The organism is Methylobacterium sp. C25 (genome assembly GCF_021352225.1).
Classification (GTDB): domain Bacteria; phylum Pseudomonadota; class Alphaproteobacteria; order Rhizobiales; family Beijerinckiaceae; genus Methylobacterium.
In genome coordinates this window covers 131517-157415 of the sequence record NZ_JAAUVI010000007.1, presented here as the reverse complement: position 1 = coordinate 157415, position 25899 = coordinate 131517, and the positions used below count along the sequence as shown (strand labels likewise).

Below are 25899 nucleotides of genomic sequence, written 5' to 3'. Positions count from 1 at the left end.
ATTCAACCGCGCGTGCGAAGCGCGGCGCGGTTTATGAAGCGCGGCGCAGGCCAAGCCGGTCGTGGGTCCGTGTGGCCGGGCCAGAGGTTTCGCGGCGCCACGCTGTCGCAGACCTCGCGCTGCCGGATGACCGGCTGACCGAGTTCGTCGCGACGGACGATGGTTCCGCCTTCGCGGCAGTATCCCGCAATCGCCGCGGAGCGCCGTCCCCGGCGACCGCTCGATGCGACCGGCGGGTGCTCGATCGTGAGCGGCGCCTGATGGTTCAAGGAGCGCTCGACATAGGTCGTCGTCTCCTCGGGCGGCAGGTAGTCCGATTCCTCGTACGGCAGGGACAGAGCCGACGCGCCGCTAGTGCCCGCGAGAAGCATCGGAAAAACGAGGGCGAGGCCACGGAGCGCATTGCGGTTCATGAGCAATTCCGAACGGAGCTTTGGGTCAGGCTTAATGGCTGGAACGGCCCAGCGATAGCACGGTTCGGCCACACTTGCCGCGATCGCCGTCCAATCTCCCGGATGGAACCTTCGGTGCCCGATACCGTTCCGCTTGCCAAGATAGCGGCGTCATTCCCGACGCGGCATCACAGGAGGTTTCCATGAGCAGCACGACCGACAAGATCAAGGGCACCGCCAACCAGGCCGCCGGCTCGGTGAAGCAGAGCGTCGGCAAGGTGACCGGTAACACCAAGCTTCAGGCCGAAGGTGCGGCTCAGGAGACCAAGGGGACGGCGCAGAAGGCTGTAGGCGACGTGAAACAGGGCGCGAAGAATCTCGCCTCCCAGGTCAAGAAGGGTCTCTGACCCTGCACTACGGTCTCGATCGCGGCGTGCCGAGTCATGCCCGATCGGGACCGGTCGCGAGCCGGGCGGCCCACCTCCGGGTCGGGCTGCCCGAACGTCACGCATCGTGTCCGCGCCGCTTCAATGGCCTGCCGGGTCGGTGCTTGTGAAAAATCGAATCCATGAATCGAGACCAGATCGAAGGCGGCATCCGCAACATTCGTGGCCGCGGGCGCAGTGCCCTCGGAGCCGTCACAGGCCGAGCACGCCCGCAGGTCGAGGGTGCCTACGAGCAGGTCGCCGGCGTCGCACAATCGACCTACGGCCGCGTGCATGAACGCGCCGAGCGGCTTCGCCGCGATGGCCGCGACTTTGCCGGGGACGCTGCCGAACGCGGGCGACGGTTCCGCGACGACGCCACCGAGCGGGGTCGTGCCCTGCGCGACGACGTGTTCGAGCGCGGCCGCCGCTACGGCCGCGAGGTAAACGACCGCGGTCTCGCGGTCTACGCGCGCGCCGAGGAGAACAAGGGCGCGACCCTGGCATTGATCGCGGCGGCGGCCTTCGGCCTGGGCTGGGCGCTGAGCCGGCGACGCTGACAGCGCGCTTCGTCGCTGCTTGGCGGATCCGCCGTTCCAGATGGGACGCGGCCGCCGGGCTCGGGCGCATCCATCTGTTCCCTGTGTGCCTTGACGCTCGTCTCGGCATCCCGCTTCCATGATCAGGTCGCCGACCAGGGCGTCGCTCGACGAGGAAGCCATGCCCGCACGTCCCTGGCGCGATCTGACCACCGTGGACGTCGCGACGCGCGAGATGTCGCGTTCTGTCGCAGTGCTCCCGGTCGCCGCCATTGAGCAGCACGGCCCGCACCTGCCGCTCGGCACCGATGCGATCATTGCCGAAGGCTATCTCGCACGGGCGGCTGCACTCGTTCCGGACGCCCTCGACGTGCTGACCCTGCCGGTGCAGTCGATCGGCAAATCCGATGAGCACGACAGCTTCGCCGGAACGCTGACGCATAGTGCCGCGACGGCGCTCGCGGCCTGGAGCGAAGTCGGCGCCTGCGTGCATCGAGCAGGCTGCCGCAAGCTCGTGATCGTCTCTTCCCACGGCGGCAACAACGCCCTGATCGATCTCGTTGCCGGGGAGCTTCGGGCGCGTCTGGGGATGGTCGTCGTCACGACATCCTGGGGCCGGCTCGGCTATCCGGATCATATGATTCCTGAGGAGGAGATCCGACACGGCATCCATGCTGGTGCCGTCGAAACGTCACTGATGCTGGCCCTCCGGCCGGATCTCGTACGCCGCGAGCATGTCGGCAATTTCGAGCCTCGCACCGTCGCGATGGAGCGCGAGTACCGGCTGCTGCGCGCCGGTCGCCCGGCGGCGTTTGCCTGGAAAGCCGAGGATCTGCACGCATCCGGCGCGATCGGACATGCGGCTCTCGGGACCGTGGAGATCGGTGAGGCGCTCCTCGATCATGGGGCGCGGCGCTTCGTGGAATTGCTTGGCGAGGTCTCCCATTTCGAGCTTTGAGCCGCGTCCTCAGCCCAGGAAGACCGCTTCGATCTCGCTCGGCCCCATGATGCGATAGCCGCCGGCCTCGAGGTCGCCGGCAAGCTCGACTCCTCCGACCTTGTCCCGATGCAAGGCGGCGACGTGGTTGCCGATGGCGGCGAACATCCGCCGGACCTGATGGTATCGCCCCTCGGTCAGTGTCAGTGCCGCGTGCGTGGCGTCATGGACCTCGAGTCGAGCCGGAAGCAGCGGACGCTCCTCGCCCTCCAACATCAGGGTGCCAGAGGCAAAAATCTCCGTCTCGCTGCCATCCAGCGGCCGCTCGAGCGTCACTTGATAGCGCTTCGGTACATGCGCCTTGGGCGAGATGATGCGATGGAGTAGCGCGCCGTCATCGGTAAGGAGCAGCAGGCCGGAGGTCTCCTTGTCGAGCCGGCCGACCGTGGACAGCGCGGGGTCGCGCCTGCGCCAGCGCTCGGGCAGGAGACTGTAGACGAGCGGACCAGCCTCCTTGTGGGAGCAGGTCACGCCGAGGGGCTTGTGCAGGAGAAGCGCGACGCCCGGCAACGGATCCAGTGCCTCGCCGTCGATCGACATGCGTGCAGGCAGGTCCGGCTCCAACGCGATCCGCCCGGCCGCATCCCTGACAGGCCTACCGTCGAGGAGTACAGCGCCAGCGCGGGCGAGCCCCTGGATCTCCCGGCGGGAGCCATAGCCGAGGTTCGCCAGCAGCTTATCGAGACGGACGGACTTGCCGCCGCTCACTTGCGCGCCTCGTAGACCTTGTAGCCCCCTTCCGACACGACCGGGATCACGTTGCGGAAGGCCGCGCGCAAGGACGCCTCGTAAGGCAGATGCGTGTTGGCCGTGATCCAGAGCGTGCCGCCAGGCCGCAGGGCCTCGGCTGCCCGGGCGATGAACGCCTTGCCGAGCGCCTGATCCTCCGAACCGCCATCGTGGAAGGGCGGGTTCATCACAACGAAATCGAGCCGCGTCAGGGCGAGATCGCGCTGGCGCAGGTCCGCCCAGACGACGCTGGCTCGCGGATCGTCGACGTTGCGACGCGCCATCTCGACCGCACGCCGGTCGATGTCGAACATGGTCAAGCTCGACACGGTCTCCGAATGCAGCACGGCAAGCGCCAGAACGCCGAGGCCGCAACCGAAATCCGCACCTCGTCCGGAGAGTTTAGGCAGGTGCCGGAGCAGCAGGTCGCTGCCGGGATCGATCCGGTTCCAGGAGAAGATGCCCGGCTGCGTGCACAGCGCGATGTTGTCGATGTGCCGTGAGCGGCCCTCCTCGATCGCGTCTTGAAGACCGTCGAGGGCGGCTGGCCGCGAAACCGTGCAGATCCGGTGGTGACGTCGGGCCTCCTCCGCCACCATGCAGCCGAAGCCCGCGAGCTCCCTTGCCAGCCGGCTGCCACCCCGGTCTTTCGGCGCGAGCGCGACCAGCGTCTCGCCTGGCGCGAGCGCGCGCAGGGCGAGCGCGAGCGTATAGCGGCGCTCCGAGGTACCCGGCGGCGCCAGTACGACGGCTGGTCCCGGAGCCGCCGCGAGTGAATGGTCCTCCAGCCGCGCAGAACCAGGGATCAGCGGCGAAACCTGTGCTGCGTGCTGCGGAACCACGACCAATTCAGCGGATGGCAGACCGTAAACGACGGGTCGTGCGGCGATGACACTGGCCGCTGGGTCTGCCGTGGAAGTTTGTGGGCTCATTCGGGACAAATTGAGTAAGAACGACAGGGGACACGGCGGCAGGACGTCAATACATGCCCGAAACGACTCAACTCATCGCGTTTGCTCTGATTTCACTAGGAATGGTCCTGACCCCGGGACCGAACATGATTTACCTCGTCTCGCGCTCGATCTCTCAGGGACCGGCGGCGGGACTCGTTTCGCTTGGGGGAATCGGTCTCGGCTTTATCTTTTATATGCTTTGCGCGGTCTTCGGCATCACCGCGTTGGTGATTGCGGTGCCGTTTGCCTACGACACGCTGCGATGGGCGGGCGCAGCCTACCTGCTCTACCTTGCATGGCAGGCCGTAAAGCCCGGCGCGCGCTCGCCTTTTCAGGCAACGTTGCTGCCGAGTGACAGCCCGCGACGTCTCTTCGCGATGGGCTTCGTGACGAATGTCCTGAACCCCAAGATCGCAGTTATGTACCTCTCGCTGCTCCCCCAGTTCGTCAGCCCGGATCACGGCAGCGTGCTGGTCCAGGCCATCATTCTGGGCGCCGTGCAGATCCTGGTCAGTCTCAGCGTGAACGCCATCATCGCGGTCACCGCTGGTTCGATCGCCCGGACGGTGAACCGGCGTCCAGGATGGCTGGTGGTCCAGCGCTGGCTGATGGGTACGGTCCTCGCCGGCCTCGCCGTCCGGATGGCGTCCGAGGCGCGGCGCTAGATCATGCTGCGTTTTGATTCGGCCAATCAAACCGCAGAAAACATGATCGATTCAAAGAGTTAGAGTATGCTTTGAGCGAAGAACCGTCACCACTTTTTCGCAGCATGCTCTAAGTCAGCCCCGTGGGAATTCCAGCCCCATCTCGCGATAGCGGGCAGGATCGTCGGCCCAGTTCTCGCGCACCTTCACGTGCAGGAAGAGGTGGACCTTGGTCTCCGCGACCTCGGCGATCTCGCGCCGCGCCGCCTGACCGATCGCCTTGATGGTCTGGCCGTCCTTGCCGAGCACGATCGAGCGCTGGCTCTCGCGCTCCACGAAGATCGTCTGCTCGATGCGCACCGACCCGTCGGTCTTGATCTGCCACTGGTCGGTCTCGACCGTGGAGCGATAGGGCAGTTCCTCGTGGAGCCGGTCGTAGATCTTTTCGCGCGTGATCTCAGCCGCGAGCATGCGGATCGGCGCGTCGGAGACCTGGTCTTCCGGGTACAGCCACGGGCTGGGGGGCATCCTGGCGGCGAGCGCCTTGCGAAGGTCGGCGACGCCGTCGCCGTTCAGCGCCGAGATCATGAAGGTGTCCTCGAACGGCGCCTTCGCGTTCACGGCCTGTGCCAGTTCGAGCAGCTTTTCGCGCGCAATCAGGTCGATCTTGTTGAGGACGAGGATCTTCGGCCGCTTCACCTCGGGCAGCCGGGCCAGGATCGCCTCGACCTCATCATCGATACCCTTCCGCGCATCGATCAGCAGGCAGAGCGCGTCGGCGTCGGCCGCGCCGCTCCAGGCGGAATGCACCATGGCGCGGTCGAGCCGGCGCTTGGGCGCGAAGATGCCGGGCGTGTCGACCAGGATGAGCTGGGCGCTTCCCTCCATGGCGATGCCGCGCACCAGCGTCCGGGTCGTCTGCACCTTGCGCGACACGATCGTGACCTTGGCGCCGACGATGGCGTTCACCAGGGTCGACTTGCCGGCATTCGGTACGCCGATCAGCGCGACGAAGCCCGCACGGGTATCCGCCGGGATGAGCGCCGGAGCGTCGGGCCCGTTGTCGTCGTTCGCTGTCATTCCTGTCCGTCCTGTGCAGCTTCCGTGCCGCCGATGCCCTCGCGATCGAGGATGCTCTGCGCCGCTTCCTGCTCCGCGAGCCGTTTCGAGCCACCTCGACCGAGACCCGGCTCGATGCCGGAAACTCGCACAGCGATGGCGAAGACAGGAGCGTGGTCCGGGCCGGAGCGCTCCGCAACCTCATAGACCGGAATCGGCAGGCCTCGCGCCATGGCCCATTCCTGCAAGGCCGATTTCGCGTCGCGCCCGCGCGGGGCCGCCGTATCCTGTTCGGGGCGGAACGCCGCCCGCACGATCGCCTTGGCTGGCTCGTAGCCCGCATCAAGGAAGACGGCGCCGAGGATGGCCTCGCAGACATCCGCGAGAATGGTCTGATTGCGCCGGCCACCACCCTGGATTTCGCCCGGACCAAGGTTGAGATGCGGTCCGACCTCCCATGCTTCGGCAACGGAGGCGCAGGTCTCCCGCCTTACCAGGCCGGCGAGCCGTCTCGACAGATCGCCTTCGTCGGCCTGCGGGAAGGCCTCGTAGAGAAGCTCGGCCACGGCGAGGCCGAGAACCCGGTCACCGAGGAATTCGAGACGCTGGTAGCTCCCGACGCGGTCGCCGCCTGCCTTGCTGACATGGGTCAAGGCCAACGGGAGCAAGGCGCGGTCGGTAAAGAGATGGCCGATCGCAGCTTCGAGCACGTCGACGGCAGGTTTCGGACGGTGCGCGCGTCGGGCGCGGCTCGACGGGCGTCCGGTTCGATCCCCGCTCCGTGGCGCGTTGGTCTCGGTGCTCACATCAATGAACCATGGTGAAGAGCCGGTCCCAGCCCACGCTTCGGCCGTTGGCCGCATTGCAAGCTTCGGCCTCAGCCGCCTCGACCGAGGGGAACAGCATGACGATGCGCTCGACGATCGTGTCGAGCGGAACGTAGCCCATACCGCTCGGGCCGCGGGAGTCCAAGGAACCCGTGATCATGCTGCACGACGACCAGCGACGTTTCCGCCCGTCTTCGCCACGCCATGCGCGCCGCCGTCGAGGGCGGCATCAAAGCATCAATGGATCGCCGTGAAGATGCGATTCCAGCGTACGTCGGCAGGCCAGCGCCAGATCTGCCAGGCCGGGGTGCCTTCGTCGATCGAGAAGAAGATCATCTCGGCGCGGCCGACGAAATTCTCGAACGGCACGTAGCCGACGCTCGACAGATCGCGAGAGTCGGTGGAGTTGTCGCGGTTGTCGCCCATCATGAAGTAATGGCCGGCGGGCACCGTATACAGCTCGGTATTGTCCCAGAAGCCGTGGTCGCCGTCGCGTTCGACCACACGGTGCTCCACACCGCCGGGCAGTGTCTCCAGATATTGCGGCACCTTGGTCGGCTGGCCGAACGGGTCGGTCGTCTCGTAGTCGGCGATCTGTTCGCGCTTGACCGGCTTACCGTTGATGTTGAGCACGCCCGCGATCACCTGGATTTTGTCGCCGGGCAGGCCGATGACGCGCTTGATGTAGTCGGTCGCGTTGTCCTTCGGCAGCTTGAACACCGCGATGTCGCCACGCTTCGGCTCGGCACCCCAGATGCGGCCGTGGTAATCAATCGGCAAGTACTCTGAGAGCGGAAGCGAGTATTTTGAGTACCCGTAAGAGTACTTCGACACGAACAGGTAGTCGCCGATCAGCATGGTCGGCACCAGCGAGCCCGATGGGATGTTGAAGGGTTGGAACAGAAGCGTGCGCACGACGAGCGCGATGAGCAGCGCCTGGATGCCGACCTTCAAGGTCTCCCGGATGCTCGCCCAGGTTCCGGCATCGGGCTCGGCCGACCGCGCCTGCTGCTTCGTGTCTTGATCCACGCGCGCCTGTTCCATGTCGTTGGTTCTGAGGCTCCCGGCCGATCTCTGCAACGGCCGCACCTGCGCCCGGCGCCGCGCCGACGGTGTGCCGCGGTCTAGACCAAGCCGAGCCCTCCGGCAACGCAGGGTCGTGCCGGCTATGGATGCGGCGTGCCGGAGAGCACAGCCTCGATGATCACGAAGGCTTGTGCCAGAGGCGGGTCGTCCGTCAGCGAGATATGGATCCGCGGCTCGTATCCCTCGGGCACCATCGCACTCAACCGCTCCGAGGCACCGCCGGTCAGCCGAAGGGTCGGCTTGCCACCAGGAAGGTTCACGACCTCCATATCGCGCCAGAACACGCCTTGGCTCATGCCGGTGCCGAGCGCCTTGGAGCAGGCCTCCTTCGCGGCGAAACGGCGCGCATAGGACGGAGCCCGTGCGGCGCGCGCATCGCATTTGGCCCGCTCGCCATCGGTGAAGACGCGGTGGGTAAAGCGCTCTCCGAATCGATCGAGCGAGGATTCGATGCGCCTTATGTCGCAGAGGTCAGAGCCAATGCCGAGAATCATGGAAGGTCCGCATCTCCGCCGGAGCGGCGCCGGGCCGCGCTCGCGATTACCGCATGAACCCTATGGTCCATGGACGATGCTTCGTCCGACGTCGAGTTCGACGAAACCGATACGGAGCCTCCTGGCGATCCGCCGACGCGAGACGTTCGGTTGAGCCGGAAACGCAACAGTCTCGGACGAGGCCTGTGCTAGAAGCTGGCGTCGGCAGAGAGCATTCCCGATCGCTCCGAGCCGACACCTAAGGCCCCGCAGCCTCGCGCTTGCGGGGCTTTTTTCGGCCCGAACTACCGCGCTCGCCGATCGCCACTGGGGAATGATCGGAGCCGGCGAGCGCGGCAGGCCAGCGTTCATTCGAGACCGGCAGGCGTATCCTATCGTACAGATCGACCGCGTCCAGCGCGCAGCGACCGCCGTACCGCCAAAGACCGTACTTTCTCGCGCAGCACCCTGCGCCGGCAGCGGCGATCAGGACGCGCGGGCACGATCCATTGCCGCGCGCATGTCGCGAACGGCCTGCTGCAAACCGACGAAGATCGCCTCGGCGATCAGCGCGTGGCCGATGTTCAATTCCCTGAGCTCGGTCAGCGCCGCGACGGGGCCGACGCTGTCCAGCGTCAGGCCGTGGCCGGCATGAACCTCGAGACCGAGAGCGGTACCGTGGCGCGCGGCCCGAGCGATCCGCTCGAACTCGGCCCGGGTCCGCGCCGCGTCACCGTCGACATGAGCCTCGCAATAGCTGCCCGTATGCAGCTCGACGACCGGCGCGCCGAGAGCGAAGGCCGCCTCCATCACGGCCTCGTCCGGCTCGACGAAGAGAGAGACGCGGATGCCCGCCTGCCCGAGCGCGGCGATCCGCGGCGCGAGATGGGCGCGGCCGCCGATGATGTCGAGACCGCCTTCAGTGGTGCGCTCCTCGCGCTTCTCCGGGACGAGGCAGGAGGCGTGCGGGCGGGTGGCGAGCGCGATGGTGACCATCTCGTCCGTCGCCGCCATTTCCAGGTTCAGCGGCACCGGCAGGGCTTTCAGCGCGGCGATATCGGCATCGCGGATATGGCGCCGGTCCTCGCGCAGATGCGCCGTGATCCCATCGGCCCCGGCAGCGACGGCCTCTCGGGCCGCACGAACCGGATCGGGATAGACGCCGCCGCGCGCGTTCCGCACGGTGGCGACGTGATCGATGTTCACGCCGAGCCGCAGCGCATGCAACGGAGAGGAATGAGACGGGGACACGGGAAACCTCCGCCGGTCAGGCCGAGAATGGCCAGGCAGCCTCACGCCGAATTGGACCGTCACCGCCGTCTTGGCAACGCAACGCTTCGCCGATGCGGCCTGCGCCTGTGACAGAGATCCCGCTCGGTCACATCCTCCACGCCCGGCCGGGCAGCATGCCCGTCTGGACGGTGCTTACGTCAGACAGACGTCAGAGATGCTTGAGGCCATAGCTCGTCAGCAGCGGCAGGAGCTCGTCCCGCGCCCGGATGCGATGCCGCCTTGCTGCGTTCAAGGCTGCCACCGGATCGCCGGCCAGGATGGAGCGAATGATCGCCCGATGCTCTTCGACGGAGGCCTCGAGCCCCTTGCGCAGGTTGAGCGTGAGCATCCGCGCGCGATGTAACTGGTCCGAGATCGTCTGCGCGATCCGGCTCATGCGCCGATTGCGGGCATGCTCGATCAACAGGCTGTGAAACGCGCCATCGGCCTGCCCCCAGGCCGGAAGGTCGCCATCGGCATGGGCCTTCGCCATCTTCTCGGTGGCTGCATCGAGCGCGGCAGCGGCCTTGAGACGCGCCGGCTCCGCCATCTCGGCGATGATCTCCGCCGCGCGCCCCTCGATGGCGATCACGACGTCGTAGATCTCGCGAACGTCCTCCGGCGCGAGCGCGAGGATCAGGATGCCCCGGCGTGGCTGCACCCGCACGAGGCCGTCCTCCTGCAGCCGAATCGCGGCCTCGTGCACGGGCGTACGGCTCATGCCGAGGCGCAGCGCGATTTCCTGCTCGGAGGCCTGATAGCCGGGCGCAAAGCTCGCATCCAGAATCGCCGAGCGCATCGCCGCGTAGGCATCGTCGACGAGTGAGCCCTTCCGCTCCTCGTCCACTCGCGCCGTCGATCTCGCCATCGAAAACCCCCAACTTCGACAGCCCGCCTACCATCTTCCATGCAAGTTGCAATGGATGGGTTGACGCTCATTCGGCATTATCTTACAAGAAATGCCATCTTGCATGGAAGATGGCACACAAGATTGCCGCGCCAGCGAGGTTTTCGAGAGGAGGAAACCATGGGCAGCTCGCTCGAGCAGTCCACCATGCGCCGCGTGACGTGGCGGCTGGTGCCGTTCTTGTGCGTTCTCTACACGATCGCGTTCATCGACCGGATCAACGTCGGCTTCGCCGCGCTGACGATGAGTAAAGATCTCGGCCTGACCCCGACGATGTTCGGGTTTGGTGCAGGCCTGTTCTTCATCGCTTACTTCCTGTTCGAGGTCCCCTCGAACCTAATGCTCGACAAGGTCGGTGCAAGGCGCTGGATCGCCCGCGTGATGATTACGTGGGGCATCATCTCGATGGGCTTCGCCTTCATCAGCAGCGCCAATCAATTCTACCTCCTGCGCTTCCTGCTCGGCATCGCCGAGGCCGGTTTCTTCCCCGGCGTCATCCTCTACCTGACCTACTGGTTCCCGAAGCGCTGGCGCGGGCGGGTGACCGCGGGCTTCGTCGTCGCCATCCCGATCGCCTCGGCCATCGCGGCGCCGATCTCGGGCTACCTCCTGGCGATGGACGGCGTGCTCGGTTTCCACGGCTGGCAGTGGATGTTCATCCTGGAAGCCGCACCGGCCGTCGTGCTCGGTTTCGTCTGCCTGTTCTTCCTCACCGACAAGCCCGAGCAGGCGACCTGGCTCGCGCCGGAGCAGCGTGAATGGCTCGTCGCCGAGATGGCGAAGGAGCAGGGCAAGCCGGAGCGCCATTCCCTGCGCGAGATCGGGGCGACCCTGATCTCCTGGCCGGTGCTGCGGCTCTCGCTGGTCTATTTCGGCCTGACGACCGGCCTCTATGGCATCGAGCTGTGGCTCCCGCAGATCGTGAAAGGCTTCGGCCTCACGAACATCCAGGTCGGCTTCGTCAGCGCGATTCCGTACCTCCTCGCCATCGCGACGATGGGCTTCTGGGCGCGCCACTCCGACCGCAGCGGAGAGCGCTTCGGCCACGTCGCCATCGCCTGCCTGATCGGCTGCGCGGGCCTGGTGATTGCCGGTCTGGTCCACACCATGGCCGTCCCGACGGTGATCTTCGTTGCCATCGCCATCGCCGGCGTGATGGCGGCGCGGCCGCCCTTCTGGCAGCTCCCTCCGGAATTTCTGTCGGGAGCCAAGCTCGCGGCCGGCATCGCGGCGATCAACTCGATCGGCAATCTCGGCGGCTTCGTCGGTCCCTCACTAATCGGCTGGGCGCGAGACCTCACGGGGAGCTTCACCGCCGGCCTGATGATCTCGGCGGTCACCCTCGGCGTGTCGGCCCTGTTCGTCTTCTCGCTGAAGCGCTCCGCACGCGCCGAGGCCACAGCCGGTACGGCCGCCCCCGTCGGAGCCGCGTCGCCGGCCTCGCACTGACGATCCCCTCGCCTTCCCGCGGACCGGACCCGGCCCGCCTCCCACTTCAGCAAACCAAAGGAAAACTGCCGTGGCTCAGTACAACATCGCCGCCATTCCCGGTGACGGAATCGGCAAGGAGGTCATCGCGGCCGGAATCGAAGTGCTCGACGTCCTGGCCGAGCGCGACGGCGGCTTCCGCTTCACCTTCGAGCATTTCGACTGGGGGTCGGACTACTACAAGCAGCACGGCGTCATGATGCCCGAGAACGGGCGTGACGCGATCAAGGACAAGGACGCGATCTTCTTCGGCGCGGTCGGCGCGCCCGACGTGCCAGATCACATCACCCTCTGGGGCCTGCGCCTCGCGATCTGCCAGCCCTTCGATCAATACGCCAACGTGCGCCCGACCCGCGTGCTGCCCGGCATCACCAGCCCGCTGCGCAATGTGTCCGGCCCCGAGCTCGACTGGGTGATCGTCCGCGAGAATTCCGAGGGCGAATATGCCGGCGTCGGCGGCCGGGTGCACCGGGGCCTTCCGGAAGAGGTCGCCACCGACGTCTCGATCATGACTCGCGCCGGCGTCGCCCGCGTCATCCGCTTCGCGTTCAAGCTGGCGCAGTCCCGCCCACGCAAGCTGCTTACCGTCGTGACCAAGTCCAACGCCCAGCGCCACGCCATGGTGATGTGGGACGAGATCGCCGCCGAGGTCGCGCAGGAATTCCCCGACGTGACCTGGGACAAGATGCTGGTCGACGCCATGACCATGCGCATGACGATGAAGCCGCAGACCCTCGACACCATCGTGGCCACGAACCTGCACGCGGACATCCTCTCGGATCTCGCGGCAGCGCTTGCCGGCTCGCTCGGCATCGCGCCGACCGCGAACATCAACCCCGAGCGGAAATTCCCGTCGATGTTCGAACCGATCCACGGCTCGGCCTTCGACATTACGGGCAAGGGCATCGCCAACCCGATCGGCACCTTCTGGACCGCCTGCCAGATGCTCGAACATCTCGGCGAGCCGCGCGCCGCCGCCCGGCTGATGCGGGCGGTCGAGCGTGTCACCGCCGACCCGAGCCTGCATACGCCGGATCTCGGCGGCAAGGCGACGACCCGCCAGGTCACGGATGCGGTGATCGGCGCCATCCAGGGCGACAACGAGTGATGGCGAGGGCCCGGGCGCAGCAGCACCCGGGCCCTATCGTTTTGGGCTCGACGAACACCGCGATGGGAGGATGCCGTATGAGTGGCAGAGATCAATCAAGTCGCCCCGGCCTCGGGCGCCGTGACGTGCTGAAGATCGCGGCTGCCTCGGCCGCAGCCTGGGCCGCCATCCCGGCGCCCGTTGCCGAAGCCGCATCGGAGACGAAGACGATGGTCGATCCCGCCTCGATCAAGGGCATCCTGTTCGACGTGCAGGGCACCACCGTCGATTTTTACGCCACCATCCTGCGCAAGGGCGACGTCTTCACCAGGGCGCATGGCATCGAGGCCGACTGGACCCGCATCGCCGACCAATGGCGCACCGAATACCGCCACCTGCTGGATCAGATCATCGCCGGCACGATCCCCTGGCGCTCGACCGACCAGATCTACCGCGAGGGCCTCGACAACCTGCTCGCGACCTATGATTGGGGGCCGAAGCTCAGTCCTGCCGATCGTGACCAGCTCAATGCGGTCTGGTCGCAACTCGAACCCTGGCCCGATAGCCGCCCCGGCCTCGACCGCCTCAGCAGGAAGTTCACCCTCTCGACGCTGTCGAACGGCAGCATGGCCTCGGTGGTCAGCATCGCCAAGCTCGGCCAGCTCCCCTTCGATTGCATTCTGACCGCCGAGCTCGTGAAGTCGTCGAAGCCCGACCCGAAGGTCTATGCGCTCGGCCAGAACGCGCTGGCGTTGAAGCCCGAGCAAGTGCTGATGGTGGCCTGCCACAAATACGATCTCGCGGCCGCCAAGAAATTCGGCTTCAACACCGCCTTCGTTCCGCGTCCGCTCGAGTTCGGCCCGAAGGGCAAGGTCGATCTCACGCCGGAGCCGTATTTCGACCTGATGGCCAACGACTTCGTCGATCTCGCCGGCAAGCTCGGCGCCTGAGCCATCAAATCTGCGGGAACCGGGCCGCACGGCATCGCCGCCGTGCCGGTCCGTGCTAGTGAGCGCCCCGCCGACTGCTTCGCCGATGGAGACTCCCATGCGTCGTCACCGCCACGCCAAGATCGTCGCCACCGTCGGGCCAGCGACCAACTCGCCGGAGATGCTGCGAAACCTGTTTCTCGCCGGCGTCGACACCTTCCGGCTGAACTTCAGCCACGGCGTCCAGGAGGATCACGCCCGGGTCCACGCCGCGATCCGCGCCCTGGAGAAAGAGGTCGGCCGGCCGATCGGCATCCTCCAGGATCTCCAGGGACCGAAGATCCGCGTCGGCACCGTGGCCGGTGGCCGGCTCGATCTGGTGGCCGGAGAGAGCATCCGCTTCGTCCTCGAAGGCGCCGATGGCGACAAGCAGGCGATCCCCCTGCGCCACCCCGAGATCTTCGCCGCCGTCGTGCCGGGCCAGGAACTCCTGATCGACGATGGCCGCGTGCGGGTGCGGGTCACCGGCCTGGAGGCCGCGACGATCACGGCCGAGGTGGTGACCGGCGGTACGATCTCGAACCGCAAGGGCGTGAACCTGCCGGGCACCCTGCTCGACCTCTCGCCGCTCACCGAGAAGGACAGGGCCGACCTCGCCTTCGGGCTGGAGCTCGGCGTCGACTGGGTGGCGCTCTCCTTCGTGCAGCGGCCCTCCGACCTGATCGAGGCGCGCGGCATCATCGGCGACCGCGCCGGCATCATGTCGAAGATCGAGAAGCCGCAGGCCCTGGAGCGGATCGAGGACATCATCCGCCTGTCCGATGCGGTGATGGTGGCGCGCGGCGATCTCGGCGTGGAGATCCCGCACGAGGACGTGCCCGGCCGCCAGAAGGAACTGATCCGCGCCTGCCGCCTCGCGGTGAAGCCGGTGATCGTCGCCACCCAGATGCTGGACTCGATGGTCGGCTCGCCGGCCCCGACCCGCGCCGAGGCCTCCGACGTCGCCACCGCGATCTACGACGGCGCCGACGCGGTGATGCTCTCGGCGGAATCCGCCACCGGCCGCTATCCGGTCGAGGCGGTCGGCATGATGGACCGCATCATCCGCAGCGTCGAAGGGCACAAGCTCTATCACTCGCTGATCGCCGCCTCCGAGCCCGGCGAGGAGGAGACGCCGCCGCATGCTGTCGCCACGGCGACGGCGGGCCTGGCAGAAGCGGTCAACGCCGTTGCCATCGTGGCCTACACCTCCAGCGGCACGACCGCCGCCCGCGTCGCCCGCAAGCGCCCCAAGGCGCCGATCCTCGCCCTGACGCCGAACCTCGCGACCTCCCGCCGCCTGTCGCTGCTCTGGGGCGCGCACAGTGTGCTGACGCAGGATGTCGGTTCCTACGAGGAGATGACCGCCAACGCCGCCCACCACGCCCGGACCGAGGGCTTCGCCGAGCCGAACGACATCATCGTCACCACGGCCGGCATCCCCTTCCACACCACAGGCAACACCAACAACATCCGGCTCATCCAGATCTGAGCTGCGCAGGAGCGGCACTCGCCGGCCCGCTATGCTGGATCGGGCCTTGCCGATGCCCGAGCGATCGGGCGTTGTCCGGCGCAATGGCGCGGCGAGCGAGACCGCGCGTTGGACCGAGCGACATGGCGGCTGCCGATCACGATCACGATCACGAGGATCATGACCATGGGCATGGTCATGGCAGCGAGCTGTCGCCGATCGAGGCCCGCGTCCGCGCCCTCGAATCCCTGCTGGTCGAGAAGGGCTATGTCGAGCCGGCCGCGCTCGACGCGCTGATCGAGCGCTACGAGCACCAGGTCGGTCCGCATAATGGCGCGCGCGTCGTGGCCCGCGCCTGGGTCGATCCGGCCTATCGTGCCCGGCTGCTGGCGGATGCGACGCCGGCCATCGCCGAACTCGGCATCGGCGGCCGCGGCGGCGAGCACATGGTGGTCGTCGAGAACACGCCGGACACGCATAACCTCGTCGTCTGCACCCTGTGCTCCTGCTATCCCTGGCCCGTCCTCGGGCTTCCCCCGGTCTGGTACAAGGCGCCGCCCTATCGCGCCCGGGCCGTGATCGATCCGCGCGGTGTGCTCGCCGAGTTCGGCGTGACGCTGCCCGACACGACCCGCATCACCGTCTGGGATTCGACGGCCGAGACCCGTTTCATGGTCCTGCCGATGCGGCCGGACGGAACCGAGACGCTCGACGAAGCTGGGCTCGCCGCCCTCGTCACGCGGGATTCGATGATCGGGACCGGTCTCCCGCTCTCCCCGGAGGCCGCGCGGTGAACGGCGCGCAGGATCTCGGTGGCGCCCACGGCTTCGGGCCGGTGGAGGCCGAGCCGGACGAGCCGGTCTTCCATGCCGAGTGGGAGCGCCGGGTCTTCGGGCTCGCCATGGCGATGGGCTTCACCGGAACCTGGACCCTCGACGGGAGCCGCGCCGTGCGGGAGGCGCTGCCGCCCGTCGAGTATCTCTCGTCGAGCTACTACGAGATCTGGCTGAAGGCGCTCGAAATCCAGGTCGCCGAAAACGGGCTCTGCCATCCGGAAGAGATGCGCTCGGGCGTCAGCGAGGCCGCGCCGAGCCCGGTCAAGCGTGTCCTGGCGGCCGACCAGGTCGCGCCGCTCTTCGATGGCGGCTTCCCGAGCGATCGGCCGCCCGCGGGACCCGCCCGCTTCGGCGTCGGCGACCGGATCGTCGCGCGCAACATCCATCCGGCCGGCCATACGCGGCTGCCGCGCTATGTCCGCGGGCGGCCGGGCATCATCGAGCGCGTGCACGGCGCCTTCGTGTTTCCGGACGCGGCCGCCGACGGCAAGGCCGCCCCGCCACAATGGCTCTACACAGCTGCCTTCACGGCGGAGGACCTGTGGGGCGAGAGCGCGGATCCCGGCGGCCGCGTCACGATCGCCGCCTTCGAGAGCTACCTGGAGCCGCGGGCATGAGCGGGTGCAGCCTCGATGCTCCCCGCCCCTTCGCGGAACCCTGGGAGGCGCAGATCTTCGCCCTCGTCGTCGGCCTCCAGGATGCCGGCGTCATCACCTCCGGCGAATGGGCCGAAGCGCTGAGCGCCGCCATCCGCCCCGCCGACGCGCCCGAACGCCCGGCCGACTATGCGCATTGGCTCGCCGCCCTCGAAACGATCCTCGCCCGCAAGCGCATCGCCGACGGCACCGCAATCGAGGGGCGCCGCGACGCATTTCTCCGCGCGGCCCAGGCCACGCCGCACGGCCAGCCGATCCTGCTGGAGAACGATCCGGGGCCGGGCTGACATCGGTCCGAGTCATCCCACCCAAACCACCTCATCCTGAGGTGCGAAGCAAAGCGAAGCCTCGAAGGAGCACTCCAGGGATCACGCGGCATCTGGAGCCCTCCTTCGAGGCTGCGCTTCGCTCCGCACCTCAGGATGAGGGAGTGGGTGGGATCACGCATGACATCCTTTACGGCCGCCGCGTTTCTCCCCGCCCCCTGGGCGAGAGGGACCACGCGCAAGCGCAGGATCAACCGGCACCAGCCCACGCCCCATACGCCCTTATCCCCGCGAGCGTTTCGCTCCGGGGGCATGGTGCTTGGCCGTCGGAGGGGTGACGCGGGACGCCGCAGAACCACTCGTAGGATGGTGCGAGGAAGATACGGTTCCCCGGCGTCCCGCGGTCTCGGGAGGTCGTCCTCGGGACCTCGCAGACCGATTTGACGTCACGATGTCGTCGGGTGGCCTCGACCTGTCGCTCAACCCATTCGGGTGCCGGGCTCCCTCAGAAGCCCCCATCCCCGAACCGTTGCGTGGCACCTCCTTCCGTGCGCGTCGCCTCGTAATGGACGCCGCCGACAGCATCTCGGTGTCGCCCAGGAGGGGTCGGCCAAAACCCGGCGCATTTCCTCGCCGAACCCCGCCACGACCCGGGCAGACCTTGCGTCGAACACCCGCCCGGGGCGGCGATGGGTGAGACCACCGACGCGGGCATCGCCCCACCTCCCAAAGCACCGCCCTCGACCCCGCGGCGCTCCCCCGAAAGTGCCGGGAAGCGGATGCAGGGACACAATCATAAAATAGGATTTTTGTCAAGATCGAACGGATCGCGCGGCATCGGCGCCCGGCGCGCCAGTGAGCGTGCGGCTGGCGTGGACTAAGGCAATGGCGCGGTCTCCGCCGCCATGGTGGAGGGACTTATCCGGGTTGACGAAGCCTCAACTCCGCGAGCAGCGCGTGCTCCTGAAATTCTGGTAGGTAAAATGTTTGTCCGGATCTTTCCGTGCAGTCTTTCTATTATAATCGAACGAGCATGATCTGGACGAAGTCGTTACGATAAGAATTCTTGTCTCCTCAACCGAGGAAACCGGAGGCTCTTTCCCCGCGGACTCGTATTGATATTTGATCGATATCGTAATCTGACTGCCGCTCATGCTCGAAGAAACGGTCGCGCCCCGATCGACGATCGTGTTGTCTGCGTCGGGAGTGCCATCCGGCTTTTTCCGGTACGGAGCGAAGACCGTAGACGTCCCCAGTGTCAGCCCTTCGAGCGCAGCAAACTCGGGGCTCAAGTCGTTCAGTCCGTAGATCTTGCCGTCCGCGATCCTGATTTTGAAGTCATGAGTGAGTTTGAGGTTTTCGGGTTCGCCACTCTTGCCGCTGATGGTCAGATTGATTTCATTTCCACTGCCCTTTGCGGCGGGCTCTCTCGGATTCGGATATACGACGAAATAATCAATCGTATTTGCATTGGGCGTGCAGACCTTACCGATCTTCGTGTCCTCAACCCGGCTGGAATTCTTTCGAACATGCGTGACGGTATCGGTAACGCTCAGTGATACGGGTGATCCGCAACCGTTACTGACGGTCCGACAGTACGATTTACCCGATGGCGTCGCGGCCTCGGTGCTTTCGCTCGTGGGGGCGCATTCGAGCCGCTGCACGATCCCAGGGCCAATGCTTTTGGCATCTGCTGGGGAGACCAGCCCGGCGAAGAGTGCTGCCATCAGCACTGCAGCCAGCCTGTTCGTCGATCTCGGCAACCCGTCCTCCCTTCGACCGCGCATGAATCGATAAAGCAAAGCTTCCATCCTACGGAACCGCAAGGTCAAAAGCAGAGCGCAAGCCGAGGAAGCCGCCTCGGATGAGTCCGCTCCTCCTATATCAGTGCTCCATCCGATCGCTTAGCTGGTTTCTCAGCTCTACGGTGTGCTTCGGTCGATCAGCTCGCGGGAGCATCGTTTCAGCGCAAGAAGCGGGGTGCTCAGCAGCCGGCACGATCACATACGCGGCTCGCCCGGCGGCGCTCGCGCCGTGTCTCTGAGCATCATCGGCGGACATCGCCCGCCAGCACCTCAGCAGAGCATAGGTGCCCCCACGCAGCCGGCTTGCTCCACATGAAGACATGCCGCTAGCGTCGTTCGCGGCGCGGCACGCGAAACGGAAATCGGTCATGCCCAAGGTGTCCGGCGTTCTTCTGGATCTGAGCGGTGTCGTGTTCAGCGGCGACGACGCGATCGCGGGCTCCCTGGCTGCCATCGACGACCTCCGCTCGCACAATATCCCGCTCTGTTTCGTGACCAACACGACGTCGGCGCCGCTGCGCGGGCTGCTCGAAAAACTGCAGGCCATCGGGGTCGCGGCATCGCGCGAGGACATCTTCACGCCGGCCGTCGCCGCATGCAGGCTAGTGAAGGAGCGTGGCCTCACGCCCCATCTGCTCGTCCATCCGAACCTGCTCGAGGACTTCGACGCGCCTGCGGCCGGCACCCCGGATGCGGTCATCGTGGGCGATGCGGGCGCGGCCTTCACCTTCGAGGCCCTCAATGAGGCCTTTCGGGCCATCGATGGCGGCGCCGAATTCATCGCCCTGGCGTGCAACCGGACGTTTCGCGACGGCAAAGGCGATCTCAGCCTCGATGCCGGCCCCTTCGTGAAGGCCCTCGAATTCGCGACCCGCCGAGAGGCCCTGCTGGTCGGCAAGCCCGCAACCGCCTTCTATGCCGATGCCGTGGCGCATCTCGGCACGCCCCCGGCGGAAACCGTGATGATCGGAGACGATGTCGAGTCGGATGTCGAAGGCGCCCTGCAGGCAGGATTGCGGGGCTTGCTGGTGCGCACTGGCAAATACAGGCAGGGTGACGAGGGCCTGATCGATCCGCCGCCGAGCGCCGTCGTGGCGGACCTGCGCGAGGGGGTCGACTGGATCCTTGCGGGTGGCCGGTGATCACCGCGCCATCCCGATCCTTGCCATCCCCCCCAAACCCGTCTACACGCCCCGCTTCGCGTTCGCTCCGGCTGGGGGCTGAACGGACGGTGCCGTTCGCGGCATAGGATTTCCCAAAAAGAATCCGTCGTCCCGTGTCTCCGCCTTCGATCATCCGCTCGGGCCATCAAACGGCTCGAAGGGCTTGGCGCCGAGAGAACTGCGAATGAACCGGCCCGAGACACCCGCTTCGCCGCGGTCGGGCTCCTTTTTGTGATGAAAGGCCCGAGAATGCCTCTCTACGAACACGTCTTCCTGGCGCGCCAGGATGTGACGTCCCAGCAGGTCGAGACCATGGTCGAGACCTACAAGGGCGTCATCGAAGCCAATGGCGGCACGATCGAGAAGATCGAGCCCTGGGGCATCAAGTCCCTCGCCTACCGGATCAAGAAGAACCGCAAGGCCCACTTCACGCTCCTCAACATCTCCGCCCCCCCGGCCGCCGTGGCCGAGATGGAGCGCCAGATGCAGATCTCCGAGGACGTGCTGCGCTTCATGACCATCCGCGTCGAGGAGCTCGAGGCCGAGCCGTCCGCGATGATGCAGAAGCGCGACCGCGACGACCGCAAGGATCGCGACCGCGGCGACCGTCCGCGTCGTCGTGACGACGATTTCGGCGGCTTCGGCGGCGACCGGGGTGACCGCGGCGATCGCGGTGACCGTCCCGAGCGTTCCTTCGGCGGGGAGAACTGATCATGGCATTCGGTGCAAGTGCCGGCGCTGGTGCCGGTGGCGGCGGTGGCCGTCGTCCCTTCTTCCGTCGTCGCAAGACCTGCCCGTTCTCCGGCCCCAACGCGCCGAAGATCGACTACAAGGACGTGAAGCTGCTCTCCCGCTACGTCTCGGAGCGCGGCAAGATCGTTCCCAGCCGCATCACCGCGGTCTCGGCCAAGAAGCAGCGTGAGCTCGCCCAGGCGATCAAGCGCTCGCGCTTCCTCGGCCTGCTCCCCTACGTCATCAAGTAGGTTTCTTGAGATTGGGCCGGCCCGGCTTCGCTGGGCCGGCTCTTCGTTCCGGGCGGCCTAGACCGTCCGATCGTTGGGGCGTCATGGGACGCCTCTAACCCTGCCCTTTTCGGGACAGTGGGACAGCGCAAGGTCAATGGCTCAGAATCTCGGCATCGGCGTCCTCGCCGGCCTCGTCTCGGCGCTCCTCTTCGGGATGCTGCTCAAGGCGACGCCGCTCGCCATCGTGCTCTACCTGCTCGCCCCCCTGCCGATCCTCATCGTCGGGCTGGGCTGGAGCCATAAGGCGGCGCTCGCCGCCGTCGTGGCCGGCAGCCTCGCGCTCGCCCTCGCCTTCTCGCCCTATCTCGGCATCGGCTTCGCGGTCTATCTCGCCGTTCCCGCCTGGTGGCTCGCCTATCTCGCGCTGCTCGGACGGCCGAACGAGGATGGCAGCCTCGAATGGTATCCCGTCGGGCGCCTGCTGGCCTGGGTGGCCGGCACCGCTGCGCTTGCCTTCGTCGCCATCGCCGTGATCGCCGCGCCGAACTACGACACCTTCCGCACGCAGATCGGCGGGATGGCCAAGAAGGTCGTCCAGATGCAGATGCAAGGGCGCGGCGGCCTGCCGACGCCTCCGCCGAAGGACGCGCCCAAACCCGCCGAGCAGACCCCTGCCCCGTCCCAGGATTCCGCCAAGGACGCCAAGCCGCAGGAACTGCAGGAGGAGGTCGCCGACGCGCTCTCCGTGATCGCCCCCGCCCTCGCCGCGCAGGGCCTGACGGTCCTGCTGACCTTCTACCTCTGGCTCGCCGCGCGCATCGTGAAGATCTCGGGCCGGCTGATCAGGCCCTGGCCGGACATCCCCTCCACCCAGATGCCGCGCAACGCCCTGATCATGCTGGCCGTCGCCGTCGCGCTCGCACTGGCGCCGGGCTATGCCGGCGTGCTCGGCGTCGCGCTGATAGGCTCGCTGAGCGCGGCCTTCGCGCTGCAGGGCCTTGCAGCCTTCCACGATCGGAGCCGGGGCCGGCCGGCGCGCGGAGCGCTGCTCTTCGGCCTCTACATGGTTCTCTTCATCACGCAGGGCCTCGCCTTCGTCGCCCTGACCCTGTTCGGCATCGCCGATACGGCGCTCGCCCGGCGCGTGCCCCAAGCGGGGCCGCCCGGCGGCCCTCGACCTCTCTAGACATCCAACCGAAAGAAGGACTTACACCATGGACGTCATCCTCCTCGAACGCGTCGCCAAGCTCGGCCAGATGGGCGAGACCGTGAACGTGCGCCCCGGCTACGCCCGCAACTTCCTGCTCGCCCGCGGCAAGGCCCTGCGCGCCACCGAGGCCAACAAGAAGCACTTCGAGGCCCAGCGCGCCCAGCTCGAGGCCCGCAACCTCGATCGCCGCAAGGAAGCCGAGGCCGTCTCCGAGAAGCTCGACGGCCAGAGCTTCGTGCTGATCCGCCAGTCGGGCGAATCCGGCGTGCTCTACGGCTCGGTCTCGACCCGCGACCTCGCCGAGGTGGTCACCAAGGAAGGCTTCACCGTCGGCCGCGAGCAGTTCGTGCTCAACCAGCCGATCAAGACGCTCGGCCTGCACAACGTGCCGGTGACGCTGCACCCCGAGGTCGAGGTCACCGTGACCGTCAACGTCGCCCGTTCTCCCGAGGAAGCCGAGCGCCAGGCGCGCGGTGAGACCGTGATCGAGCGCGAGACCTTCAACCTCGACGACCTCGGCCTCGAAGTCGGCCAGGCGCTCGCCGATGCCGGCGAAGGCGCCGACGACCGCGGCTGATCGCAGCGTCCTGCTGGTTTCCGCAGGGACAAGGCCGAGCCTCCGGGCTCGGCCTTTTTCGTTTGTGCGGGTCGTGCCCGACTCTGCTCCGCGCTATCAACGCCGAGACACGGAGCACGCCACCCCGCCAACCGGGCAGAACGGGGAGTATCGTCCCGCCACGCTTGACTCTCGGTCACCGGCTTCCAGCATGCCAGTATCGGCCGGCTGATGCGTCCCTGCGATAGTGGCTGCGGGAGATGCCGGCTAAGAGGATGGTCACGAGTCCGAGGCCATCATGCATGAGGTCTCGCCCGGCGACGGTGGCCGGGCCCGGACGATTCGGAGCTGACGCCCATGGCCCTGCCGAACGCCCTCGTGGCGAATCTCGACGCGGTGCAGGCCGAGTATCGCGTCGCGCCTCACAACATCGATGCCGAGCAAGCACTGATCGGCGCCATCCTGGTGAACAACGACGCCTATTACCGCGTCTCGGACTTCCTGCTCCCCGAGCACTTCATGGAGGAGGTGCACCGCCGGATCTTTGAGACCGCTTCCTCGCTGATCAAGGCCGGCAAGCTCGCCACGCCGATCACATTGAAGACGTATCTTGGCGACGCCGATCTCGGCGGCATCACGGTGATGGCCTATCTCGCCCGGCTCGCGGCCGAGGCGACCACCGTGTTCAACGCCGCCGATTACGGCCGCACCATCTACGATCTCGCCATCCGCCGCCGGCTGATCACCATCGGCGAGGACCTGGTCAACGGCGCCTACGAGGCCCCGGTCGAGTCGGCGCCGCGCGACCAGATCGAGGAGACCGAGCGTCGGCTCTACGAACTGGCCGAAGCCGGCAAATACGATGGCGGCTTCCAGAAGTTTTCGGACGCGCTCACCGCCGCCGTCGACATGGCGGCCAAGGCCTATCAGCGCGAGGGCAAGCTCTCGGGCATCGCCACCGGGCTGTCTGACCTCGACGCCAAGATGGGCGGCCTGCAGCCCTCGGACCTGATCATCCTCGCGGGACGCCCGGCCATGGGCAAGACCTCGCTCGTCACCAATATCGGCTTCAACATCGCCAAGGCGTACCAGGGCGAGAAGCAGACGGACGGCACGATCAAGACCAAGAACGGCGGCATCGTCGGGTTCTTCTCGCTCGAAATGTCGGCCGAGCAATTGGCGACCCGTATCATCGCCGAGCAATCCGGCGTGCCCTCCTACAAGATCCGCCGCGGCGACATCCGTCCGGAAGACTTTTACAAGATCACCGATGCCGCCCGGGACATGCAGACGATCCCGTTCTACATCGACCAATCCGGTGGCATCTCCATCGCCCAGCTCGCCGCCCGCGCCCGCCGCCTGAAGCGCCAGAAGGGCCTCGACGTGCTGATCGTCGACTACCTGCAGCTGCTGGCCGGCTCCGGCAAGCGCAGCGACAACCGCGTGCAGGAGATGACCGAGATCACCACCGGCATGAAGGCGCTGGCCAAGGAACTCTCGGTACCGATCATCGCGCTCTCGCAGCTCTCCCGTCAGGTCGAGAACCGTGACGACAAGCGCCCGCAGCTCTCGGATCTGCGCGAATCCGGCTCGATCGAACAGGACGCCGACGTGGTGATGTTCGTGTTCCGCGAAGAGTACTACGTGAACAACAAGAAGCCCCGCGAGGGTACCGAAGAGTTCTTCGCCTGGGAGGCGGAGATGAACCGCGTCCACGGCAAGGCCGAGGTCATCCTGGGCAAGCAGCGCCACGGCCCCACCGGCACGGTGGAACTGGCCTTCGACGCGAACATCACGCGGTTCTCGAATCTTGCCAGCGACGAGCGGATGCCGGAGCGGATGTAGCCGCTACTCGCGACGCCTACTCCTCCAACCCATCCCCCTCACGGCGCCCCGCGCAGCGTGATCCGCGTCAGCTCGGACGGCCGGCCGAAGCGCAACGCGAAGCCCGGCCACAGGGCCGTGCCGTTGCTGACGTAGAGCGTCATCCCTCCGACCGTGTAGCGCCCCGACACGAACCCGCCATTGCCGTTCGCGACGAGCCGGTCGAGGCCGATACTCATGCCGCCATGGGTATGGCCTGAGAGCTGGAGCGCGATGCCGCGCGCGGCGGCAGCCCTCGCGCCGCCCGGCTGATGGTCGAGCAGGAGGATGGGGGCACCCTCCGGCGCGCCGGCCAGGGCCGCGTCGAGGTCGGGGCCGGGCTGTCCGTGCCCGCGCGCCGACCGGTCGGTGACGCCGGCCAGCACGATCCGGGCCTCTCTCCGCTGGAGCACGGCATGCGCGTTCTCAAGCATGCGGATGCCCATGCCGCGGAGGTGACGCATCCAGGCGGCGTAGTCGAAGAAATACTCGTGGTTGCCGGGGATCGCGTAGACGCCGTCCGGCGCGTGGAGATCGCGCAGAGGCTCGACATCGGCGCGGCGCATCTCGAGCGAGCCGTCGATGAAGTCGCCCGTCACCACGATCAGGTCGACACCCGAGGCGTTCGCCCGCTCGACCATGGCGCTGGCCCAGCGCGCCGGAAACAGGCGACTGATGTGAAGGTCCGTGAGGTGCAGCAGCCGGTAGCCCTCGAACTCCGGCGGCAGATCGCGGATCGCGACCTCGATGTCCTTGAGCGGCGGCACGCGCATGGCGCCCGCGACACCGTAGGCCGCGAGCAGCGCCGCGACACAGGCGATCGCGTAGCGCAGGCCGTCCGGGATGCTGACAGCACTCTGCCGCAGCAGCATCACCGGCAGGGAGCCGAGATCGAGCAGGATCTGGAGCAGGGCCAGCAGCACGATCGCGCCGAAACCCCAGTTGAACAGGACCACGACGGGCCGCGGGAATTCCGGCGCGAAGACCGAGCCGGAGGAGAGCCGGCTCCAGACATGGTATTGCGACACGAAGAGCAGCAGCAGCGCGATCGCGGCCGTGCCCCAGAGCGGCAGCGAGAGCGGCCAGAGCCAGCGGGCGATGACGACCAGGCTCGGGGCCGCGAGGATCAGGTGAAAGATGGCTGGTCTCCGCCGCAGCGCCGGATGGCCCGGCCCGCTGCTTAGCTAAGCGTGGCTTCATGCCGTCGCTAGGCGCCCTGCATGCAACGCGCCATCGCACCACAGCAGTAGCCCGAGCGACTG

At 66.9% G+C, this 25899-nt stretch carries 29 protein-coding genes; 17 read left to right on the top strand and 12 right to left on the bottom strand.

The annotated features are described in order from the left end of the window. Nucleotides 1-2 precede the first annotated feature (2 nt). Nucleotides 3-413, bottom strand: a complete 411-nt coding sequence (locus HCU64_RS17635; protein WP_233385462.1) for a hypothetical protein — start codon at nucleotides 411-413, stop codon at nucleotides 3-5. A 182-nt stretch (nucleotides 414-595) separates the two neighbouring features. Between HCU64_RS17635 and HCU64_RS17630 the strand changes: the two genes are divergently transcribed. The 3 genes from HCU64_RS17630 (at nucleotide 596) to HCU64_RS17620 (ending at nucleotide 2314) form a co-directional block, all read left to right on the top strand. Further along, nucleotides 596-799, top strand: coding sequence for a CsbD family protein (locus tag HCU64_RS17630; protein ID WP_233385461.1), 204 nt, complete (start codon nucleotides 596-598; stop codon nucleotides 797-799). Between the two features lie 161 nt (nucleotides 800-960). Then, nucleotides 961-1377, top strand: a complete 417-nt coding sequence (locus tag HCU64_RS17625) for a CsbD family protein (protein WP_233385460.1) — start codon at nucleotides 961-963, stop codon at nucleotides 1375-1377. Nucleotides 1378-1537: 160 nt separating this feature from the next. Beyond that, nucleotides 1538-2314 carry a creatininase family protein gene (locus HCU64_RS17620; protein ID WP_233385459.1) on the top strand — a complete coding sequence of 259 codons (777 nt, stop codon included), beginning with the start codon at nucleotides 1538-1540 and terminating at the stop codon, nucleotides 2312-2314. A 9-nt stretch (nucleotides 2315-2323) separates the two neighbouring features. Here HCU64_RS17620 and HCU64_RS17615 read toward each other — a convergent pair whose 3' ends face one another. After that, nucleotides 2324-3061, bottom strand: coding sequence for a pseudouridine synthase (locus HCU64_RS17615; protein WP_233385458.1), 738 nt, complete (start codon nucleotides 3059-3061; stop codon nucleotides 2324-2326). After that, nucleotides 3058-4014, bottom strand: a complete 957-nt coding sequence (locus tag HCU64_RS17610; protein ID WP_233385457.1) for a class I SAM-dependent methyltransferase — start codon at nucleotides 4012-4014, stop codon at nucleotides 3058-3060. Before HCU64_RS17610 ends, HCU64_RS17615 begins: the two co-directional genes overlap by 4 nt. Nucleotides 4015-4067: 53 nt before the next feature. Here HCU64_RS17610 and HCU64_RS17605 point away from each other — a divergent pair, with 53 nt between their 5' ends. After that, nucleotides 4068-4700, top strand: coding sequence for a LysE family translocator (locus tag HCU64_RS17605; protein ID WP_233385456.1), 633 nt, complete (start codon nucleotides 4068-4070; stop codon nucleotides 4698-4700). Between the two features lie 114 nt (nucleotides 4701-4814). Here the strand turns inward: HCU64_RS17605 and era are convergent, their stop codons facing one another. The 7 genes from era to HCU64_RS17570 form a co-directional block, all read right to left on the bottom strand. Next, nucleotides 4815-5759: a GTPase Era gene (era, locus tag HCU64_RS17600; RefSeq protein WP_233385455.1), complete on the bottom strand. Its 945-nt coding sequence runs from the start codon at nucleotides 5757-5759 to the stop codon at nucleotides 4815-4817. Beyond that, nucleotides 5756-6544, bottom strand: a complete 789-nt coding sequence (gene rnc / locus HCU64_RS17595) for a ribonuclease III (RefSeq protein WP_233385454.1) — start codon at nucleotides 6542-6544, stop codon at nucleotides 5756-5758. The genes era and rnc overlap by 4 nt, the downstream gene beginning before the upstream one ends. A 1-nt stretch (nucleotide 6545) precedes the next feature. Further along, entirely contained in the window at nucleotides 6546-6710 is a 165-nt protein-coding gene (locus HCU64_RS17590; protein ID WP_233385453.1) for a hypothetical protein, read from the bottom strand. 92 nt (nucleotides 6711-6802) lie between these two features. Next, nucleotides 6803-7609, bottom strand: coding sequence for a signal peptidase I (gene lepB, locus HCU64_RS17585; protein WP_233385452.1), 807 nt, complete (start codon nucleotides 7607-7609; stop codon nucleotides 6803-6805). Between the two features lie 122 nt (nucleotides 7610-7731). Then, on the bottom strand, nucleotides 7732-8145 hold the full coding sequence (acpS, locus tag HCU64_RS17580) for a holo-ACP synthase (RefSeq protein WP_233385451.1): 414 nt from the start codon (nucleotides 8143-8145) through the stop codon (nucleotides 7732-7734). A gap of 465 nt (nucleotides 8146-8610) precedes the next feature. Continuing rightward, nucleotides 8611-9351: a pyridoxine 5'-phosphate synthase gene (locus tag HCU64_RS17575; RefSeq protein ID WP_233385510.1), complete on the bottom strand. Its 741-nt coding sequence runs from the start codon at nucleotides 9349-9351 to the stop codon at nucleotides 8611-8613. A gap of 214 nt (nucleotides 9352-9565) precedes the next feature. Further along, entirely contained in the window at nucleotides 9566-10264 is a 699-nt protein-coding gene (locus HCU64_RS17570) for a GntR family transcriptional regulator (RefSeq protein ID WP_233385450.1), read from the bottom strand. Between the two features lie 159 nt (nucleotides 10265-10423). Between HCU64_RS17570 and HCU64_RS17565 the strand changes: the two genes are divergently transcribed. The 7 genes from HCU64_RS17565 to HCU64_RS17535 all read left to right on the top strand — a co-directional run bounded on the left by HCU64_RS17565 (nucleotide 10424) and on the right by HCU64_RS17535 (nucleotide 17096). Further along, the gene (locus HCU64_RS17565) at nucleotides 10424-11752 is read left to right on the top strand and encodes an MFS transporter (RefSeq protein WP_233385449.1); all 1329 of its coding nucleotides are present in this window, start codon (nucleotides 10424-10426) and stop codon (nucleotides 11750-11752) included. A 70-nt stretch (nucleotides 11753-11822) separates the two neighbouring features. Beyond that, nucleotides 11823-12899, top strand: coding sequence for a tartrate dehydrogenase (locus HCU64_RS17560; RefSeq protein WP_233385446.1), 1077 nt, complete (start codon nucleotides 11823-11825; stop codon nucleotides 12897-12899). 77 nt (nucleotides 12900-12976) lie between these two features. Continuing rightward, nucleotides 12977-13828, top strand: coding sequence for a haloacid dehalogenase type II (locus HCU64_RS17555; RefSeq protein WP_233385445.1), 852 nt, complete (start codon nucleotides 12977-12979; stop codon nucleotides 13826-13828). 97 nt (nucleotides 13829-13925) lie between these two features. Continuing rightward, nucleotides 13926-15338, top strand: a complete 1413-nt coding sequence (pyk, locus tag HCU64_RS17550) for a pyruvate kinase (RefSeq protein ID WP_233385443.1) — start codon at nucleotides 13926-13928, stop codon at nucleotides 15336-15338. Between the two features lie 122 nt (nucleotides 15339-15460). Continuing rightward, entirely contained in the window at nucleotides 15461-16111 is a 651-nt protein-coding gene (gene nthA / locus HCU64_RS17545) for a nitrile hydratase subunit alpha (RefSeq protein WP_233385441.1), read from the top strand. Continuing rightward, nucleotides 16108-16770, top strand: a complete 663-nt coding sequence (gene nthB / locus HCU64_RS17540; protein WP_233385440.1) for a nitrile hydratase subunit beta — start codon at nucleotides 16108-16110, stop codon at nucleotides 16768-16770. Before nthA ends, nthB begins: the two co-directional genes overlap by 4 nt. Then, on the top strand, nucleotides 16767-17096 hold the full coding sequence (locus HCU64_RS17535) for a nitrile hydratase accessory protein (protein ID WP_233385439.1): 330 nt from the start codon (nucleotides 16767-16769) through the stop codon (nucleotides 17094-17096). Before nthB ends, HCU64_RS17535 begins: the two co-directional genes overlap by 4 nt. Before the next feature lie 917 nt (nucleotides 17097-18013). On the opposite strand, the gene HCU64_RS17530 is transcribed toward HCU64_RS17535, so the two are convergent. Next, on the bottom strand, nucleotides 18014-18802 hold the full coding sequence (locus HCU64_RS17530; RefSeq protein ID WP_233385438.1) for a hypothetical protein: 789 nt from the start codon (nucleotides 18800-18802) through the stop codon (nucleotides 18014-18016). Between the two features lie 446 nt (nucleotides 18803-19248). Here HCU64_RS17530 and HCU64_RS17525 point away from each other — a divergent pair, with 446 nt between their 5' ends. From HCU64_RS17525 to HCU64_RS17500, 6 genes are all read left to right on the top strand, one after another. Beyond that, nucleotides 19249-20022, top strand: coding sequence for a TIGR01458 family HAD-type hydrolase (locus HCU64_RS17525; protein ID WP_233385437.1), 774 nt, complete (start codon nucleotides 19249-19251; stop codon nucleotides 20020-20022). A gap of 270 nt (nucleotides 20023-20292) precedes the next feature. After that, a complete protein-coding gene (rpsF, locus tag HCU64_RS17520) occupies nucleotides 20293-20754 on the top strand; it encodes a 30S ribosomal protein S6 (protein ID WP_233385436.1) in 462 nt (153 codons plus the stop codon). 2 nt (nucleotides 20755-20756) lie between these two features. Then, nucleotides 20757-21026, top strand: a complete 270-nt coding sequence (gene rpsR, locus HCU64_RS17515; RefSeq protein ID WP_233385435.1) for a 30S ribosomal protein S18 — start codon at nucleotides 20757-20759, stop codon at nucleotides 21024-21026. 136 nt (nucleotides 21027-21162) lie between these two features. Further along, nucleotides 21163-22194, top strand: a complete 1032-nt coding sequence (locus HCU64_RS17510) for a DUF2232 domain-containing protein (RefSeq protein WP_233385434.1) — start codon at nucleotides 21163-21165, stop codon at nucleotides 22192-22194. Nucleotides 22195-22222: 28 nt separating this feature from the next. Continuing rightward, nucleotides 22223-22795, top strand: coding sequence for a 50S ribosomal protein L9 (rplI, locus tag HCU64_RS17505; protein WP_233385433.1), 573 nt, complete (start codon nucleotides 22223-22225; stop codon nucleotides 22793-22795). A gap of 336 nt (nucleotides 22796-23131) precedes the next feature. Further along, the gene (locus HCU64_RS17500; protein WP_233385431.1) at nucleotides 23132-24619 is read left to right on the top strand and encodes a replicative DNA helicase; all 1488 of its coding nucleotides are present in this window, start codon (nucleotides 23132-23134) and stop codon (nucleotides 24617-24619) included. 38 nt (nucleotides 24620-24657) lie between these two features. Here HCU64_RS17500 and HCU64_RS17495 read toward each other — a convergent pair whose 3' ends face one another. Further along, entirely contained in the window at nucleotides 24658-25776 is a 1119-nt protein-coding gene (locus tag HCU64_RS17495; RefSeq protein ID WP_233385509.1) for a metallophosphoesterase, read from the bottom strand. Nucleotides 25777-25899: the final 123 nt, after the last annotated feature.